Source organism: Luteibacter sp. 329MFSha (assembly GCF_900111665.1).
Classification (GTDB): Bacteria; Pseudomonadota; Gammaproteobacteria; order Xanthomonadales; family Rhodanobacteraceae; genus Luteibacter.
Genome location: NZ_FOJE01000001.1, coordinates 1,367,745 through 1,383,646, shown reverse-complemented (window position 1 = coordinate 1,383,646; position 15,902 = coordinate 1,367,745). Strand labels below are relative to the sequence as shown.

General features: G+C 69.2%; 18 protein-coding genes. 2 read left to right on the top strand and 16 right to left on the bottom strand.

Annotation, left to right across the window (positions count from 1 at the left end; genetic code table 11):
* Window positions 1-2: 2 nt before the first annotated feature.
* From BMW54_RS06065 to BMW54_RS05995, 15 genes are all read right to left on the bottom strand, one after another.
* Entirely contained in the window at window positions 3-704 is a 702-nt protein-coding gene (locus BMW54_RS06065) for a tetratricopeptide repeat protein (RefSeq protein ID WP_090053787.1), read from the bottom strand.
* Window positions 701-1,138 (bottom strand): cytochrome c-type biogenesis protein, encoded by a 438-nt coding sequence (locus tag BMW54_RS06060; RefSeq protein ID WP_090053786.1) that lies wholly within the window; start codon window positions 1,136-1,138, stop codon window positions 701-703. The genes BMW54_RS06065 and BMW54_RS06060 overlap by 4 nt, the downstream gene beginning before the upstream one ends.
* Window positions 1,138-1,680, bottom strand: a complete 543-nt coding sequence (locus BMW54_RS06055; RefSeq protein ID WP_090053784.1) for a DsbE family thiol:disulfide interchange protein — start codon at window positions 1,678-1,680, stop codon at window positions 1,138-1,140. Before BMW54_RS06055 ends, BMW54_RS06060 begins: the two co-directional genes overlap by 1 nt.
* Window positions 1,677-3,647 carry a heme lyase CcmF/NrfE family subunit gene (locus tag BMW54_RS06050; RefSeq protein ID WP_090053782.1) on the bottom strand — a complete coding sequence of 657 codons (1,971 nt, stop codon included), beginning with the start codon at window positions 3,645-3,647 and terminating at the stop codon, window positions 1,677-1,679. Before BMW54_RS06050 ends, BMW54_RS06055 begins: the two co-directional genes overlap by 4 nt.
* Window positions 3,644-4,111, bottom strand: coding sequence for a cytochrome c maturation protein CcmE (gene ccmE / locus BMW54_RS06045; RefSeq protein WP_090053780.1), 468 nt, complete (start codon window positions 4,109-4,111; stop codon window positions 3,644-3,646). Before ccmE ends, BMW54_RS06050 begins: the two co-directional genes overlap by 4 nt.
* Window positions 4,095-4,289, bottom strand: coding sequence for a heme exporter protein CcmD (ccmD, locus tag BMW54_RS06040; RefSeq protein ID WP_090053778.1), 195 nt, complete (start codon window positions 4,287-4,289; stop codon window positions 4,095-4,097). Before ccmD ends, ccmE begins: the two co-directional genes overlap by 17 nt.
* Entirely contained in the window at window positions 4,286-5,047 is a 762-nt protein-coding gene (locus BMW54_RS06035) for a heme ABC transporter permease (RefSeq protein ID WP_090053776.1), read from the bottom strand. Before BMW54_RS06035 ends, ccmD begins: the two co-directional genes overlap by 4 nt.
* Before the next feature lie 64 nt (window positions 5,048-5,111).
* Entirely contained in the window at window positions 5,112-5,798 is a 687-nt protein-coding gene (ccmB, locus tag BMW54_RS06030) for a heme exporter protein CcmB (RefSeq protein ID WP_090053774.1), read from the bottom strand.
* Window positions 5,795-6,430 carry a heme ABC exporter ATP-binding protein CcmA gene (ccmA, locus tag BMW54_RS06025; protein ID WP_090053772.1) on the bottom strand — a complete coding sequence of 212 codons (636 nt, stop codon included), beginning with the start codon at window positions 6,428-6,430 and terminating at the stop codon, window positions 5,795-5,797. Before ccmA ends, ccmB begins: the two co-directional genes overlap by 4 nt.
* A 124-nt stretch (window positions 6,431-6,554) precedes the next feature.
* Complete coding sequence (locus BMW54_RS06020) at window positions 6,555-7,916, bottom strand: FAD-dependent oxidoreductase (protein WP_090053770.1); 1,362 nt, start codon at window positions 7,914-7,916, stop codon at window positions 6,555-6,557.
* A gap of 88 nt (window positions 7,917-8,004) precedes the next feature.
* A complete protein-coding gene (phaR, locus tag BMW54_RS06015; RefSeq protein ID WP_090053768.1) occupies window positions 8,005-8,505 on the bottom strand; it encodes a polyhydroxyalkanoate synthesis repressor PhaR in 501 nt (166 codons plus the stop codon).
* A gap of 106 nt (window positions 8,506-8,611) precedes the next feature.
* Window positions 8,612-10,177: a DHA2 family efflux MFS transporter permease subunit gene (locus BMW54_RS06010; RefSeq protein WP_090053766.1), complete on the bottom strand. Its 1,566-nt coding sequence runs from the start codon at window positions 10,175-10,177 to the stop codon at window positions 8,612-8,614.
* Complete coding sequence (locus tag BMW54_RS06005; RefSeq protein WP_090053764.1) at window positions 10,174-11,373, bottom strand: HlyD/EmrA/EmrK family protein; 1,200 nt, start codon at window positions 11,371-11,373, stop codon at window positions 10,174-10,176. Before BMW54_RS06005 ends, BMW54_RS06010 begins: the two co-directional genes overlap by 4 nt.
* Window positions 11,370-12,830: an efflux transporter outer membrane subunit gene (locus BMW54_RS06000; RefSeq protein WP_090053763.1), complete on the bottom strand. Its 1,461-nt coding sequence runs from the start codon at window positions 12,828-12,830 to the stop codon at window positions 11,370-11,372. Before BMW54_RS06000 ends, BMW54_RS06005 begins: the two co-directional genes overlap by 4 nt.
* Window positions 12,827-13,351 (bottom strand): MarR family winged helix-turn-helix transcriptional regulator, encoded by a 525-nt coding sequence (locus BMW54_RS05995; RefSeq protein WP_090053761.1) that lies wholly within the window; start codon window positions 13,349-13,351, stop codon window positions 12,827-12,829. Before BMW54_RS05995 ends, BMW54_RS06000 begins: the two co-directional genes overlap by 4 nt.
* 207 nt (window positions 13,352-13,558) lie before the next feature.
* On the opposite strand from BMW54_RS05995, the gene BMW54_RS05990 reads away from it, so the two are divergent.
* A complete protein-coding gene (locus tag BMW54_RS05990; protein ID WP_139206051.1) occupies window positions 13,559-14,359 on the top strand; it encodes a hypothetical protein in 801 nt (266 codons plus the stop codon).
* A gap of 16 nt (window positions 14,360-14,375) precedes the next feature.
* On the opposite strand, the gene BMW54_RS05985 is transcribed toward BMW54_RS05990, so the two are convergent.
* Complete coding sequence (locus BMW54_RS05985) at window positions 14,376-15,143, bottom strand: TatD family hydrolase (protein WP_090053758.1); 768 nt, start codon at window positions 15,141-15,143, stop codon at window positions 14,376-14,378.
* 140 nt (window positions 15,144-15,283) lie between these two features.
* Between BMW54_RS05985 and BMW54_RS05980 the strand changes: the two genes are divergently transcribed.
* A complete protein-coding gene (locus BMW54_RS05980) occupies window positions 15,284-15,871 on the top strand; it encodes a glycine zipper 2TM domain-containing protein (RefSeq protein WP_090053757.1) in 588 nt (195 codons plus the stop codon).
* The last annotated feature ends 31 nt before the right edge of the window (window positions 15,872-15,902 follow it).

Here is a 15,902-nt window from a genome sequence, read left to right as displayed (position 1 = left end):
CTTCAATGGGGTACGTCGATGGTACCCGTGGCGGGGGCGCCGGGCTCCGCTTCGATGTGTTTTTCGGCGACGGCGATCTGCCGGGCGACGGCGTGGGCCACGTTGGAATCCGGGTCGAGCAACGGCTGCAGCTGGCGCCAGGTCGCGATGGCGTCCGCGTAGCGTTCCTTCTGGAACTGCGCGATGCCGAGCAGCCAGAGCGCGCGCTGGTTGTCCGGCGCGGCGTTGGCGGCGCGCTGCAGCAGCTCGAAGGCGCGCCCGTCGATCCGGTGGTCGTCGCGCGCGAGGGAATCGGCTTCCGCCCAGCCGACCATGGCGGGCACGTTCCGCTCGTCGATGGCGAGGACCTTGCCGTAGGCGTCACGGGCGGCGGCGGGCTTTTTGGCCATCCCGTAGGCCTGTCCCAGCAGCATCCAGCCCTGCGCGTCGTCGGGCCGCTCATCGAGGCGCCGCACGAGTTCGCCGATGGCGTCGTCGAGCGTGACTTCCTTTGGCGGCTCGACACCGGCGAGCGTGACGGGCGTGCCGACGAGCATGTACAGGGCGGTGCTGGCGGTCGGCAGAAGGATCGCGATGGCGACCACGATCGCGAAGATGCCGCGCGAGCGACCGTCCCGGCGGCCCTGGCGGACCAGCGGGACGAGGAGTAAGGCCAGCGCGACGACCAGCATGGCCGCGGCGGTGAGATAGAACGCGAGGGTCACCAGTCGTCCCCGTTGTCGTTGGCCGGCGGAGCGGCGGGCGCCAGGCGCGCTCGGCGGCGAACCTGCACGGCGACGACGATGCCGCCGACGGCGAGCAGTAGCAGCGGGCCGAACCAGAGCAGCCACGTCGACGGTTCGACGGGCGGCTTGTACAGCACGAACTGCGAATAACGCTCGACCAGGAACGCCTTGATCTCGTCGTCGCTCCGGCCCGCCTGCATCATCTCGAACACCTGTCTGCGCAGGTCGTGCGCGATCGGCGCGTTGGAGTCGGCGAGCGTCTCGTTCTGGCACATCGGGCAGCGCAGTTCCGCGCTGAGCTTCTGGAAGCGGACTTCCTCCGCGCGATCGCGGAACGGCATCGGCTGGATTGCCTGCGCGGACACGGCGGCCGACAGCATGCACAGCGCGAGCACCAGAAGGACGCGGCGCATCACGGCGTTTCCTTCGCGAGCGCGGCGATGGCGGGGCGGATCTCGTTCTCGAGCACGTCGGGCGTGATCGGGCCGATGCGCTTGTAGCGGATGACTCCCTTCGCGTCGATGAGGAACGTTTCGGGCGCCGCGTAGACGCCGAAGTCGATGCCGGCGCGTCCGTCGCGATCGGCCACGACGACGTCGAACGGATTGCCGTGTTCGGCGAGCCAGGCGGTCGCGGCCTGCGGCTCGTCCTTGTAGTTGAAGCCGACGAGCGGAATGCCCAGCCGCTTCACGCCGGTCATCAGGATCGGGTGTTCGTGCACGCACTCGACGCACCAGCTGGCGAACACGTTGAGCAGGTACGGCTTGCCGAGCAGCGAGGTCTTGTCCACCGTGCGCGACGGCTCGTCGAGCACGGGCAGGGCGAAGGCCGGCGCCGGTTTGTCGATCAGGGGCGAGGCGATGTCGTGCGGGTCGTGACCGGTGTTCCACCAGATGCCGAAGCCGAACAGTCCGGCGAGCAGCAGGAACGCGACGAGGGGCAGCAGGCGGCTCATGCCAGCGACTCCTTCGGCGTGGCGGCCGGCACGTCGGCCGCCGCCGTCTTCTTCGCGCGGAAACGCCGTTCGGCCGCGGCGAAGAAGCCGCCCGCCATCATGAACAGGCCGCCCAGCCAGATCCAGCGCACGAAGGGCTTGTGATACAGGCGAAGCGCCCAGGCGCCCTGGACGTCGTTCGGATCCATCGGCTCGCCGAGCGCGACGTAGATGTCGCGGAACAGGCCCGCGTCGATCGCCGACTCGGTCTGCACCTGCCCACGCGAATAGGTGCGCTTCTGCGGATGCATCGTGCCCACCGGCTTGCCTTCGCGCAGGATCGTCACGATGCCTTCGTCGGCGCGCCAGTTCGGGCCTTCGGTTTCCTCGACACCGTCGAAGCGGAAATCGTAGCCGCCGATCGACGCGCTCGCGCCGGGCGCCAGCCGGACGTCGCGTTCGACGCTGAGGGATTCGGAAAGCATCACGCCGACGAGGAAGATCGCCACGCCCGCGTGCGCGACCAGCATCCCGGCCATTTCCGCGGGGTAGCGCCGCCCGCGCGGCATCTCGCGCCAGCGCTTGATCACGTAGGCGAGCGTGCCGGCGGCGACCCAGACCGCGCCGCCGACGCCCGCGATGGCGCGCAGCTGGCCCTGGGCGAAGAACGCCGCGACGACGGCGCAGACCACCGCGGCCACGCCGGCGCGCAGGGCCATCGCCGTGAGCTGGCGGCCCTCCGCGCGGCCCCAGCGCAGGTAGGGCCCGAACGGCAGCAGGAGCACCGCCGGCGCCATCAGCAGCACGAACAGGAAGCCGAAGTACGGCGGGCCGACGGACACGCGACCGAGGTTCAGCGCGTCGCCGATCAGGGGGAACAGCGTGCCGAGCAGCACCATGGCGGCGGCCGTGGTGAAGAGCAGGTTGGCGACCATGATGCCGGTCTCGCGCGACAGGGGCGCGAATGGCTTGCCGGTCGCGACCTTCGGCGCGCGGATCGCGTAGAGCAGCAGCGAGCCGCCGATCACCACGACGAGGAAGCCGAGGATGTAGAGCCCGCGGCGCGGATCCGACGCGAAGGCGTGCACCGAGGTCAGCACGCCCGAGCGGACGAGGAACGTGCCGAGCAGCGACAGCGAGAAGGCGAACAGGGACAGCAGCACCGTCCAGGCCGGGAGCGAGCCGCGCTTTTCCGTCACGGCCTGCGCGTGGATCAGCGCGACGCCGACCAGCCACGGCATGAACGACGCGTTCTCGACGGGGTCCCAGAACCACCAGCCGCCCCACCCGAGCTCCGCGTAGGCCCACCAGCTGCCGGCCACGATGCCCATGGTGAGGAACGCCCACGCGACATTGGTCCACGGGCGCGCCCAGCGCACCCAGGCCTGCTCCATCTCGCCGCCGAGGAGCGCGGCGATCGAGAACGCGAAGGCGACGGAGAAGCCGACGTAGCCCATGTAGAGCACGGGCGGGTGGAACGTCATGCCCGGGTCCTGCAGCACCGGGTTGAGGTCGCCGCCGTCCGCCGGCATCGGCAGTTCGCGCACGAACGGGTTCGACGTGAACAGGATGAACGCGAGGAAGCCGACGCCGATCAGGCCGAGGACGCCGAGCACGCGCGCGACGAACGGCTGCGGCAGGTGCCGGCTCAGCGCGGCGAGCGCCACCGACCACACGTTGAGGATGGTGACCCACAGCAGCATCGAGCCTTCGTGCGCGCCCCACACCGCGGTGACGCGGTAGTACCAGGGCAGCGCGAGGTTCGAGTTGTCGGCGACGTAGGCCACCGAAAAATCGAACGTCGCGAACGCGTAGATCAGGATGGCCATCGCCGCGAACACGAAGACGCCCTGACCGGCGGCGGCGGGCCGCGCCACGGCCATGAGCGCCGCGTTCCCGCGCCACGCCCCCACGATGGGGAGGACGCCCTGCGCGATGGCCAGGAGCAGCGCGAGGACGAGGGCGAACTGGCCGAGCTCGGGGATCATGGGGTGGCGTCCTGCGTGGCCTTGTCGTCGATCCGACGATTCTCGTGGGCCTTGGCCATGGCGTCCTTGAGTTCCTTCGGCATGTAGTTCTCGTCGTGCTTGGCCAGCACTTCGCTGGCGATGAAACGCCCGCTGTCCATGCGGCCCGTGGCGATCACCGACTGGTTGTCGCGGAACAGGTCGGGGAGGATGCCGGTGTATTCCACCGGCATCGCGCCGGCGTCGTCGACCACGATGAAGCTCACCTTCAGCGTGTCGGCCGCGCGCTGGATCGAGCCGGCCTTGACCATGCCGCCCAGGCGGAAGGTCGGGTACTGCGTGGCCTGGCCTTCCTGCACCTGGCTCGGGGTGAACAGGTAGCTCATGTTCCGCTGCAGGGCGAACACGACGAGGCCCACCGCGATCGCGGCGGCGACGACGACGGAAATGACGATGGCGAGGCGGCGCTTACGCGTTGGATTCATTGCTCTGCGAGGTTCCGGGCCGGCGGCGGTTTTCCTGGCGCGCGATCCGTGCGCGCAGGTCGCGCAGGTTCCGGCGGCGCCTGGCGAGTGGCGCCAGCGTGTCGATCAGGAGGACGATGAGGAAGACGGCGACGGCGCTCCACACATAGAAGCCGTAGGCGCCCATGGCGAGGTTCATGCGACGCCTCCCTCGCGGACCAGCAGCTCGCGCACCCACGCCTTGCCGCCTTCGGAGGCGATGAGGTCGGCGCGGACGCGGGCGAACAGGCTGGCGATGTAATACAGCTTCGTGGCGGCCATCATGGTCAGCAGCGGCCAAAGCATGCTCGCCTCGATGTGCGACGGACCGACGAGGCGCACTGTGGAGCCCTGATGAAGGGTGTTCCACCAGTTCACCGAGAAGTGCACGATCGGCACGTTCACGGCCCCGACCAGCACGAGGAAGCATGCCGCGCGCGCACCCTGGCGACGATCCTCGAACGAGTGATACAGGCCGACGATGCCGAGGTAGATGAAGAGCAGCACGAGTTCGGAGGTCAGGCGCGCGTCCCACGTCCACCAGGTACCCCACATCGGCTTGCCCCACAGCGAGCCGGTGACGAGCGTGATCAGGGTGAACGCGGCGCCGACGGGCGCGGATTCCATCGCCACGACCTCGGCGATCTTGATGCGCCAGACCAGCGCGACGAAGGCCGCCACCGCCATCGCGCCGTAGATGAAGAGGCTCATCCAGGCGGATGGCACATGGATGAAGATGATGCGGTACGCGTCCCCTTGCTGGTAATCCGCGGGCGCCACGAAGAGGCCCGCATAGAGGGCCACCGCGCCGAGGGCGAGCGCGAGGCCGAGCGCCCACGGGCGCACGGCGCCGGCGAAACGGTAGAACACCGGCGGCGAGCCGAGGCGGTGAAGCCAGAGCGGAACCCAGTTAGCCATCGATCCTCGTGGGGTTGCGTGCGGTAAGCCGGGCGTCCCCCTACGGGCCGCACGGCTGCGTGCGTCAGGTGTCCATGGCGATGCGAAGCGCGGCGGCGCAGGCGAGCGGCGCAAGGACGACCGCCATGACCAGTCCGGCGCCCAGCCAGGCGATCGGCGCGATCCACGGCAGCCCTTCCTGCGCGGCGGCCACGGCACCGGCGGCGAAGATCACGACCGGCACGCACAACGGCAGCAACATGAGCGCCAGAAGCATACCAGAGCGCCTCGATCCCGCCGTCAGCGCGACGAGCACGGCGCCGAGCAGGCTGAGCAGCGGCGTCGCGATGCCCAGGGCCATCACCAGCGCGGGCAGGGCGGCGGCGGGCAGTTTCAGCATCCCCGCGAGCAGCGGTGCGACGACGATCAGGGGCAGCGCCGAGGTGATCCAGTGCGCGAGGATCTTCATGCCGACGAGCAACGCCAGCGGTTGCGGCGCGAGCATCAGCTGCTCCATCGAGCCGTCGTCGATGTCCGCGCGGAAGAGCTGGTCGAGCGACAGCAGCACCGCCAGCAGCACGGTGACGAAGACGACGCCGCCGGCGATGCGGGCGAGCAGCTGCGGCTCGGGTCCCAAGGCGAACGGGAACAGCGTGGCGACGATCAGCGCGTACAGCACGGGCATCGCGATGTCGCCGCGGCGCCGCCAGGCCAGGGTGAGGTCGCGCCGGAGCAGGGCGGCGCAGGCGGCGGGAGTGCTGCCCGGCGTCATGCGTGCAACCGGATGCGCCGCGGTTCGCCGCCAGCGAAGCTCACCGCGCCATGGCTGGTGACGAGCGCCGCGCCGCCGCGGTTCGCGTGGCCATCGAGCAGGCGGTTGACCAGCGCGATGCCATCGCGGTCGAGGTTGGCGTAGGGCTCGTCGAGCAACCAGACGCGCGCCGGCAGGATCAGCAGCCGCGCCAGCGCGGCGCGCTTCTTCTGACCCGCGGAAAGGCGGCGTACCGGTTCGTCCTCGAACCCCGCGAGCCCCGTGTCCGCCAGCGCGGCGTCGGCGTCTGCGCCGGCGCGAAGGCCGTACAGGCCCGCGCTCACGCGAAGATTCTCCCGCGCGCTCAGGTCGAACTTGAGGCCCAGATGATGGCCGAGAAAGACGACGGCGCCGGCCATCGTGTCGAGCGAGAAACGCAGGCCGTCGAGGAGCACCTCGCCTTCGCCGGCACGCAGCATGCCGGTCAGCACGCGCAACAGCGTGGTCTTACCGCTGCCGTTGTCGCCCTCGACGAGCGCGATCTCCCCCGCGCGCAGCGCGAAGTCGACCGGCCCGAACACCGGCTCGTCCTGGCGCGAGAACGACAGCGCGCGGGCTTCGAGGAGGATCGGCGGTTCGGCGGACGCAGGCATCCGGCGATTGTTGCGAGGTACGCCAAGGAAGTCCATGGCGCGGGCGTCCACTGTGGGAGCGGACCCGGCCGCGACAGCTTCTCGCCGGACGCCACAGGTCCTGCGGCGCGGTAGTAGCAGACCGTTAAAGCGGCAGCGGAGGCAACGTGGCCTCCAGCGCACGCACCGCCGCGTCGATATCCACCGAAGCGACGCTGTCATGACCCTTCAGCAACTGCTCCAGCAACGTATCCTGCGCCCGACCCCGCTCCAGCGCGTACGCATACGGAAGGTGGGTGAAGGTGACCATGCGGTAGCGCGGAAGGTAGTGCGTCGGCGAGCGCTCCGCGAGCAGCGCGCCGAGTTCGCGCTTGCGCAGGTAGTGCGGATCCGCGACCGAATCGCGCATCTCCACGTAGTTCTCGAGCGCCATGGTCGCGATGGCGTCCGCGTTCGGCTTGCGCCGGGCCTCGAACGCGGCGAACACGGCCGCCGGATCGTCGGGCGTCGCGGCGAAGAGTTCCGCCAGTTCCGCCGCGTCCTCGAAGCCGCAGTTCATGCCCTGGCCGTGGAACGGCACGATCGCATGCGCCGCGTCGCCGATGAGTAGGGCGCGCCCCCCGATGTGCCAGCGATCGAGGTAGAGCGTGCCGAGCGTGCCGACCGGATGCGCCGCCCAGTCGGCCGCGAAATCCGGCATCAGGGCGAGCGCGTCGGGAAAATCCGCGCGGAAGAACGCCTCGGCGGCGCCGACGCCCGCGATCGTGCGGAAGCTCGGGTGCGGCCCGTCGTTCGGGAGGAACAGCGTCACGGTGAAGCTGCCTTCGCGATTGGGCAGGGCGATCGACATGTAATGACCGCGCGGCCAGATGTGCAGCGCGTTGCGCTCGATCGCGAAAGGCGCCGACGGATCGCGACCGGGAGGAATCTCCAGTTCCTTGTAACCGTGGCCCAGTTCTTCCACGCGTTCGCCCAGCGGCGAATGCGCGTGCATGGCGGCGCGCAGGGCCGAACCGGCACCGTCCGCACCGATGACGACCGGCGCGTCGACGGTGCGCCGCGTGCCGTCCGGCGCGCCCAGCGTGAGCGTTCCGGCGTCGAGATCGGCGGCGACGAGGCCCTGGTCGAAATGGATCGTGGCGCCGGCGGCTTCCGCGGCATCCAGCATCAAGGTGTTGAGCCCGCCACGCGACACCGACCAGATCACTTCGGAGTCGTCGACGCCGTAGCGTTGCAGGCCACTGTGACCCGCGGGGTCGTGGACCATCCGGCCGCGCATCATCACGGCCTGATCCAGCACTTTTTCGGCCAGGCCCGTCGCGCGCAGGGCATGCAATCCGCGCTCGGCGAGGGCGAGGTTGATCGACCGGCCCCCTTCGAAACCCGCGAGGCGCGGATCGGAACGGCGCTCGTAGACGGTGACGCGGAACCCGCGCTGGGTGAGGAGCGTGGCGACGAGCGCGCCGACCAGTCCGGCGCCGACTACGGCGATGTCGTTACGGGGCATGGAGGCCTGTGTCCGTGCGCGATATTGCGGGGCAGCGCATCGTGCGCCGCAGCGCCGCCGTGGGCAAGCCCAGGGCGGCCGGACGGGCTCAGCCCGCTTTCTTGCCCGGTCGCGTCGCCGGGCGGACCGGTTCCGCCGGCTTGGCCGTCGCGGCGTCGAGGAAGCCGCGCTGCATCGACTTCCACACGTCGAGGTTGCGCTCGGTCATCTCGTTGAGCATCGACCAGGGGGTCTGGCCCATCAGGCTGTTGAGCTGGTTGCGGAACTGCTGCTGCTGGTCGAGGAAGACCTGCAGGCTGCGCTCCAGGTACGGGCCCATGAATCCCTGCAGCGAATCGCCGTAGAAACGGATGATGTGGGAAAGGAGTTGGGGCGACAGCATCGGCTGGCCGTGCTCCTCGTGCTCCGCGATGATCTGGAGCAGCACGGAACGGGTCAGGTCCTCGCCGGACTTGGCGTCGCGGACCTCGAAAGTTTCCCCGTCGAGGACCAGCTGGCGGACTTCCTCCAGCGTGATGTAGCTCGAGATTTCCGTATCGTACAGACGACGGTTCGGATACTTCTTAATGATGCGTAGGGTTTGTGCCATGCGGCGAAAGCTACCACGAGGTATTGCGCCGCACCAGTTGCCGCGGACCCGCGTAATCGTTTACATCCGAGCCAATTCGATTTGGATCGATTTAGCTCGGCTTGAATTAATGCGCCGCGGCACCGCCGGCGTTGCCGAAGGGTGGGCGGGCGAGCCAGAGGATGGGGATGAGCGCGAGGAACAGGATCGCGCATCCCCAGAACACGTCGTTGACCGCGAGCGTGGCCGCTTCGCGGGTCACGATCTGATCCATGACGCCAAACGCCGGTTTGCCGGAAATCCCCAGGGTGTCGAGCCGCTGGGTGAACGCCGTCGTCGCGGGTGAGGCGTGCGTCACGTATTCGGTGAGCGAGGCGTGGTGGGAGTCCGTCCTGTGCTGCCAGAGGGTGACCGTGATCGCGGTCGACACGCTCGAAGCGAGGGTGCGGCAGAAATTCGCCAGCCCGGACGCGCCGGCGATCTGGTCGGGATTCAGTCCGGACAGGAAGATCTGGTTGAGCGGGATGAAGAAGCAGGCGATCGCGATGCCCATGATGAAGCGGGGCAGCACGAGCGCGCCGTACGAGGCGCCGCTGTTGAATCCGGCGAACCAGAACGAGGTGAAGGCGAACACCATGAAGGCGAACGTCACCACGGCCCGCAGTTCGAGGCGCTGGATGTTCTTGCCGATGAAGGGCGAGACGATGAACGCGAGGATGCCCACCGGCGCGGTGGCGAGTCCCGCCCAGGTCGCCGTGTAGCCCAGCGTGGTCTGCAACCACAGCGGGAACACCACGTTGATGCCGAAGAAGGCGAGCATCCCGAGCGAGAGCGCCGTCACGCCGACGGCGAAATTGCGCCGCCCGAACAGCGACAGATCGACGACCGGATGTTTCGCCGTCAGCTCCCAGATCACGAGGAACACGAGCGCCACGAGCGCGATGAGCCCGAGCGTGAGGATCATCGGCGAGGCGAACCAGTCGTGGTCGTTGCCGTTGTCGAGCATGAACTGCAGCGACCCCACGCCGATCACCAGCAGCGCGAGGCCGACCGAGTCGATGGGCGCGCGCACGATCTTCGTCTCGCGATGGCGCAGGATGCTCCAGGTCACCACGCCCGCGGCGGCGCCCACCGGCACGTTGATGTAGAAGATCCACGGCCAGGAGAAGTTGTCGGTCAGATAGCCGCCGAGGATCGGGCCGAAGATCGGCGCGACGACGACCGTCATCGCCCACATCGCCAGCGCGATGCCCTGTTTGGTCTTCGGATAACTGGCCAGCAGCAGCGACAGCGACAACGCCACCATCGGGCCCGAGCCGGCGCCCTGCATGAGGCGGAAGATCACCAGCATGGGCATGTTGGTGGCGAGGCCGCAGAGCATCGAGAACGCCACGAACAGCGCCACCGACACGCAGAACGTGCGCACCTCGCCGAAGCGCTTCGCCAGCCACCCCGTGAGCGGCTGCATGATCGCGCTGGCCAGCGCGTACGAACTGATGGCCCAGGTGCCCTCGCTGGCGCCGACGCCGAGGCTGCCGGCGATGTGCGGCACCGCGACGTTCACGATCGTCATGTCGAGGATCTCCATGAAGGTGGAGAACGCGACGGCGATCGTCAGCAGGACGAGCGGGCCGCCGTGCAGCGGCTTCGGTCCGCCGTTGGCGGGCGTGTCGGGGAGGGCGGCGTCGCTCAAGGCGTGGAGGCTCCGAGGTTGTCGCGGACGATGGCATCCGCGGCGGCGTCGGCCTTGGCGGCGACCTCGTCATACACGCGGGTCTGCGCCACGGCGACCGTGGACGGCTGCTTCGGCAGCACGTCGCCCTTGTCGTCGGTGATGTCCACGGTGACGGCGGTGGACAGGCCGATCCGCAACGGGTGCGCGTCGAGGTCCTTCGGCTCGAGCGCGATGCGAACCGGCACGCGCTGCACCACCTTGATCCAGTTGCCGGTGGCGTTCTGCGCGGGCAGCAGCGAGAACGCGCTGCCCGTGCCGGCGCCCAGGCCGATCACCTTGCCGTGGTACTCGACGCCGCTTCCGTAGATGTCGGCCTCGATGGTCGCAGGCTGGCCGATGCGCACGTGGCGCAATTGGCTTTCCTTGAAGTTCGCATCGACCCAGAGATCGTGCAGCGGGACCACGGTCATCAGCTGCTGGCCGGGCTGCACGCTGTTGCCGACCTGGACGCCGCGCTGCGCGACGTAGCCGTCGATGGGCGCGACGATCGCGTTGCGCTGGGCCGCGACCCAGGCCTGGCGGAAGTTCGCCCGGGCCTGCTCCACCGCCGGATTGCCTTCGACATCGGCACCGTCGACGAGCGCGCGTGCCGCGTCGGCCTGCCGCTGCGCGGCGTCGAGCGCGGACTGCGCGCTGGTGACGGCGTCGCGGGCGTGCTGCACTTCCTCGGGCGCCACGGCCTTCTCGGCGAGAAGCGGGATGCGCCGCTTGAGGTCGTCCTGCGCGCGCTTCAGGTCCTGCCGGCGGGCGACCAGCGCGGCATCCGCGCCGGCCGCCGACTGCGTCTGCTGGCGCACCTGGCGCACGGCCTGCGCGAGTCCGCTGCTGGCCTTGCGCAGCGCCACGTCGGCGTCGGTCGGGTCGAGGCGGACGAGCACCTGGCCGGCCGTCACGCGCTGCGTGTCGTCGGCGTAGACGCCAATCACGATACCGGGCACCTGTGCCGAGATGCCGACCTGGTTGCCGCCCACGTAGGCGTCGTCGGTGGTCTCGCGGGTCGAGAACACGAACAGCCAGAGCAGGAACCAGGTGAGCGCGGCGAGGAGGAACACGACCAGGGCGATGAGCAGCGCGCGGCCACGCTTGCGCTTGTCCTTCGGCGCGTTGCCGCTCTCGTCCTGCGCGCGCGGCGTTTCGTTGGGGGTGGCGCTCATGGGCTCGGGGCTCCGTTCGTGCGAGGCGTGGATGAGGAGGCGATGGGCTCGGCGCGGTAACCGCCGCCGAGGGCCCTGATCAGTGCGACGTCGGTGGACAGCGCCTGGCCGTGCAGCTCGGCGGCCATGTCCTGCTGCTGGATCAGCGCGGCTTCCGTCGCGAGGGATTCGCGATCGTCGCGGACGCCGCGCGCCGCGCGGGCGCGGGCGCTCGCGAGCAGCGTGGTCGCCGCGTCGAGCTGGGTGTCCTGCTGGGCGCGGCGATCGGCGAGCTGCCGCGCGCCGAGGGCCTGCGTGGCGACCTCGCGCGCGGCGCTGGCCACCGTGGCGTTGTACTGGGCCACGGCGGCGCCGAGCTGCGCGCGGCTCACGCCGTGGTTGGCCTCGAGCGCGCCGCCTTCGAAGATCGGCAGGTGGATCGCGGGCGTCAGCCCGAAAACGCGGCTGTCGGCCGAGAACACCTTGTCCATGTCGATGCTCGACAGCCCCGCCATCGCGGTCAGGCTGACGTCGGGAAAGAACTGCGCGCGCGCCGCGTCCGTCTGGCGCAGCGCCGCCTCGACCTGCCAGCGCGTGGCCGCGATGTCGGGTCGGCGCGCCATGAGGTCGGAACCGGCGTCGGCGGGCAGGCCGGGCGTGACGTCGGGTAGCGGTCGCGGTGAGAGCGCCGGCAGCGCCGCCGGCGCGACGCCGACGAGCGTGGCCAGCGACGCGCGGCGGATCGCCGCGGAGCCGCGCAGGGCGACAAGCTGCTGGCGTGCGCCCGCGAGTTCGCCGCGAGCCTGCTGCGCGGTATCGGGGACATCGACACCCTGCCTGACGCGAAGCTCGGCGATGCGCAGGGCGCGCTCGCGTGCGGTGACGAGGCGCTCGGCGAGGGCGACGCGCGACTGGTCGGCCAGCCAGCCGAAGTAGGTGTCGGCGACGGTCGCCTGGATCGTCAGTGACGCGGCCGAGCGTTCCGCCTCGGCGGCGCGCGCGCTGTCGATCGCGGACTCGATCGCGTAGCGCTTCTTGCCCCACCAGTCGAAGTCGTAGCGCGCCTGGATGCCCAGATCGGCCTGGTTGTACCAGGTGAAGCCCAGGAACTGCGCCGGAATGATCCCGTTCTCGCTCATGCGCTGGCGTGCGACCTGCGCGCTGGCGTCGATGCGCAGGCCGGCCTGCGCCGCGGCGACCTGGATGTTCTGCTGCGCGGATTCGACGCGCGTGCGTGCCTGCGCGAGATCGGGTGCGCCACGCAAGGCAAGGGCGATCAGTTCATCGAGCTGCGGATCGCCATAGACGCGCCACCAGTCGGCGGCCGGCCAGCCCGCGCGCTGGCCCGCGTCCACGCCGGCCAGCGGGGCTTCGTCGCGCAGCGCGGGCCGGTCGATCTTCGCAGGCACGTGGCACGCGCCGAGGGCCAGCGCCATCGCGCCGGCGAGCAGGGCGGATCGGATCGGAATCGGGGTCATGGCGTGGCATCCGCGTCGACGGAAGGATCGAGGTGCAGGGCGAGCTTCTTCAGCAGGCGCTCGAACGTCTTGCGCTCGGCCGCGCTGAAACACGCGAAGGACTCGACCAGCGGAGGGAACATGGGCGGCAGCAGCTTGTTGACGAAGCGGCGGCCGGCGGCCGTGATGCGAAGCACCACCTGCCGGCGGTCGTGCGTGGCATGCGAGCGGGAAATAAAGTCGCGCTTGACCAGCGCGTTCGCGATGCGCGTCATGTTCGTCGGCTTCTGTTCCGCCAGCAGGCAGAGCTCGCCCGGCGTCGCGCCTTCTTCCGACGCGTAAAGCATCATCAGCGTGCGGAAATCGCTGTCGTTCATGCCATGCGGCTTGAGCTTGCTCTCGAAGTCCCGCAGCAGGGCGCCGGCGTTGAGCATGAGCAGGCGTACGAGGAACACTTCGCAGCGGGGTAGCTCCGGTATGCGCTCCGCGACGCGGTCGACGCCCTCATAGAGCGCGTCGACGCAAGGTTTGAGACTCGACATTTCGCTGGCTAATAGTTCGCTGGTGAACTATTAGGCTAACCGGCGACGTTCCATGACGCAAGTTCGGAAAGAACGGGAAGTGCGGCCCGGACTGCGGGAAACATGCCGGTACCGCGCGTCGTTTTGCTGCTCGTCGCGGTCCGCGGTGATGGCAGGGGGGATATAGTCATACGGCCGGGCCGGCGGCCCGCTTGCGAAGGCCAGGCCATGGAACGGTATGCGGAAAATCGATCGGAGCGTCGTCTCGGTGAAATGGTGGAGGCCGATCCGGCGTTCCTGCAAGCGCTGGAGGCGGTTCGCGGCGCGACGGGAACGGTCGCGCGACTCGAGGCGACTTCCGGCGCGCAACATACGATTTCCGATCCGGGCAGCGGAGGAGGGTCGCTCTTGCTCATCGCGTTCGACGCGGATGGCGAGCGGGTGGCGGGGGCGATACTCCATTATGTGATCGAGGACGACGGGGGGACCGGGGCCTCTTTCATCGTCGCGGGTAGCGACACCCCTGTCCCCGACTCCTACGCGATCAGCGGCGCCGACGGCGTCGCGCTTCCGGGTGACCAATGGCGGCCGGGTAGCCGGCCGGGGCGCGCCAGGGTGCGCGTCACCGTCCTCGAGAACGACGTGCCGGTGTTCTTCGAATTCACGCGGGAGTACTCGGACCGCATACCGACCTATCTGACGATCCTGGATGGGGGCGATCAGGTCGTCACGTACCGACCGGGCGAGCGCGTCGACCGGTCGATACACATGCGCCTGAGGGACGAGCGAGGTCAGCCTGTGAGCTGGGGGCGGCTGGAGACGGAGATCTACGACCCCAATGGCACCGGCACGGGACGGCTGGTGGTCATGAACACCCTCGACACGGACGGCGAGGTCACCAACCGTCTCGACATCGTCGTCGGAACCGACATGCCCGGGAAAAGTTTTTACCTGCGGGCCTATCGTCGCAACTATCCCCGGACGACCGTCGATATCGAATGCAGGATATCCGGCGAGTCCGCGTCATGAGCATCACGGGCCGCCCTCAGGGCAGGGCGAACAGCCGGATCGCGTTGGCGGTGGTTCTCGCGGCGATGTCTTCGGCGCGCTCCTCGCGCAGCGCGGAGATGCTTTCCAGAACGTCCAGCATGAACGCCGGTTCGTTCCGCTGGCCGCGACGGTGCGCGCACGGCTGGTCGGGCGCATCGGTCTCGAGAAGTAGCCGTTCGATCGGCATGGAGGCGACGACGCGGCGGATGCGGTGGGCCCGTTCGTAGGTGACGGGGCCACCGATACCGATGTGGAAACCCATGTCGAAAAGCTGGCGCGCCTGCTCCTCGCTGCCTGCGAAGCTGTGCACCACGCCTCGCAGGCCACCGACGCGGCGCAACGTGTGGATCGTTTCCTCGAACGCCCGGCGCGCATGCACGATCACGGGGAGATCGAGCTCCTTCGCGATGTCGAGCTGCCGGGCGAACAGGTCGCGCTGGCGTGCCGGATCGAGGCCTTCGACGTAGAAGTCCAGGCCGATCTCGCCCACGGCCACGGCATCGTGGTCTTCCAGCCAGCGGGGAAGTTCGTGGAGATGCGCGTCGCGATGAGCGTCCAGGAAGAGCGGGTGCAGGCCGTAGGCCGCGAATATGCCCGTCCGGGTCGTCGCGAGGTGGTGGACCTTCTCCCAGTTGCCGCGATCGATCGCGGGCACGATCCAGCGCCGCACGCCGGCATCGACCGAGCGCTGGAACATCGCCGCGCCGTCCGCGTCGAACGCGCCGTCGTCGAGGTGGGCGTGGGTATCGATCAGGTCGAGCATGTCGGTGTGATGCCGTGATGAATGTCGGCGCCAGTCTAAGGCCTCGTTCAGTTTAACGACTGTCAAATGTCGTCGAGGCGGCTTCCGGGTGATGGGGCTCAGCGCCATCGGGCCGCCGATATCTGTCTGGAGATTACGGTATGAGCAGGTTGAAACTTTCCGTCCTGAACGTGGCTTTGGGTGCGGCGCTGGTGTTGGGTCTTTCCGCCTGCAACCGTGACGCGAACGCCGACGTGGCCAACGCCACGGGTCCGGGCGCCGCGCCGCAGGAACCGGCAGGCCCGAAGTACGGCCGCGTGGTGAGCGTGGACCCGGTGCGGCAGGCCGCCACGGCGCCGCAGCGCGAATGCCACGACGAGGTCGTGACGCGCCGTGCCCCGGTGAAGGACCAGCACCAGATCGCCGGTACCGCCATTGGCGCGGTCGCCGGTGGCCTGCTGGGCAACCAGATCGGTGGCGGCAAGGGCCGCACGCTGGCCACCGTGGCGGGCGCCGTGGGCGGCGGTTACGCCGGTCACGAGATCCAGGAGCGTCGCCAGGAGACCAACACGGTCACCAGCACCGTGCGCAAGTGCAGCACGGTCCAGGGGGTCAGCAGCGACAAGATCGTCGCCTACGACGTGCGCTATGAATACAACGGAGTCACCCGCACGGTTCGCATGGACCACGACCCGGGCGACCGCGTGGAAGTGCAGGAAGGCGTGACGGTCGTTTCCGACTCGCGCTGATCCCATCCGGACCGAACAGAGGCAGCCCGTC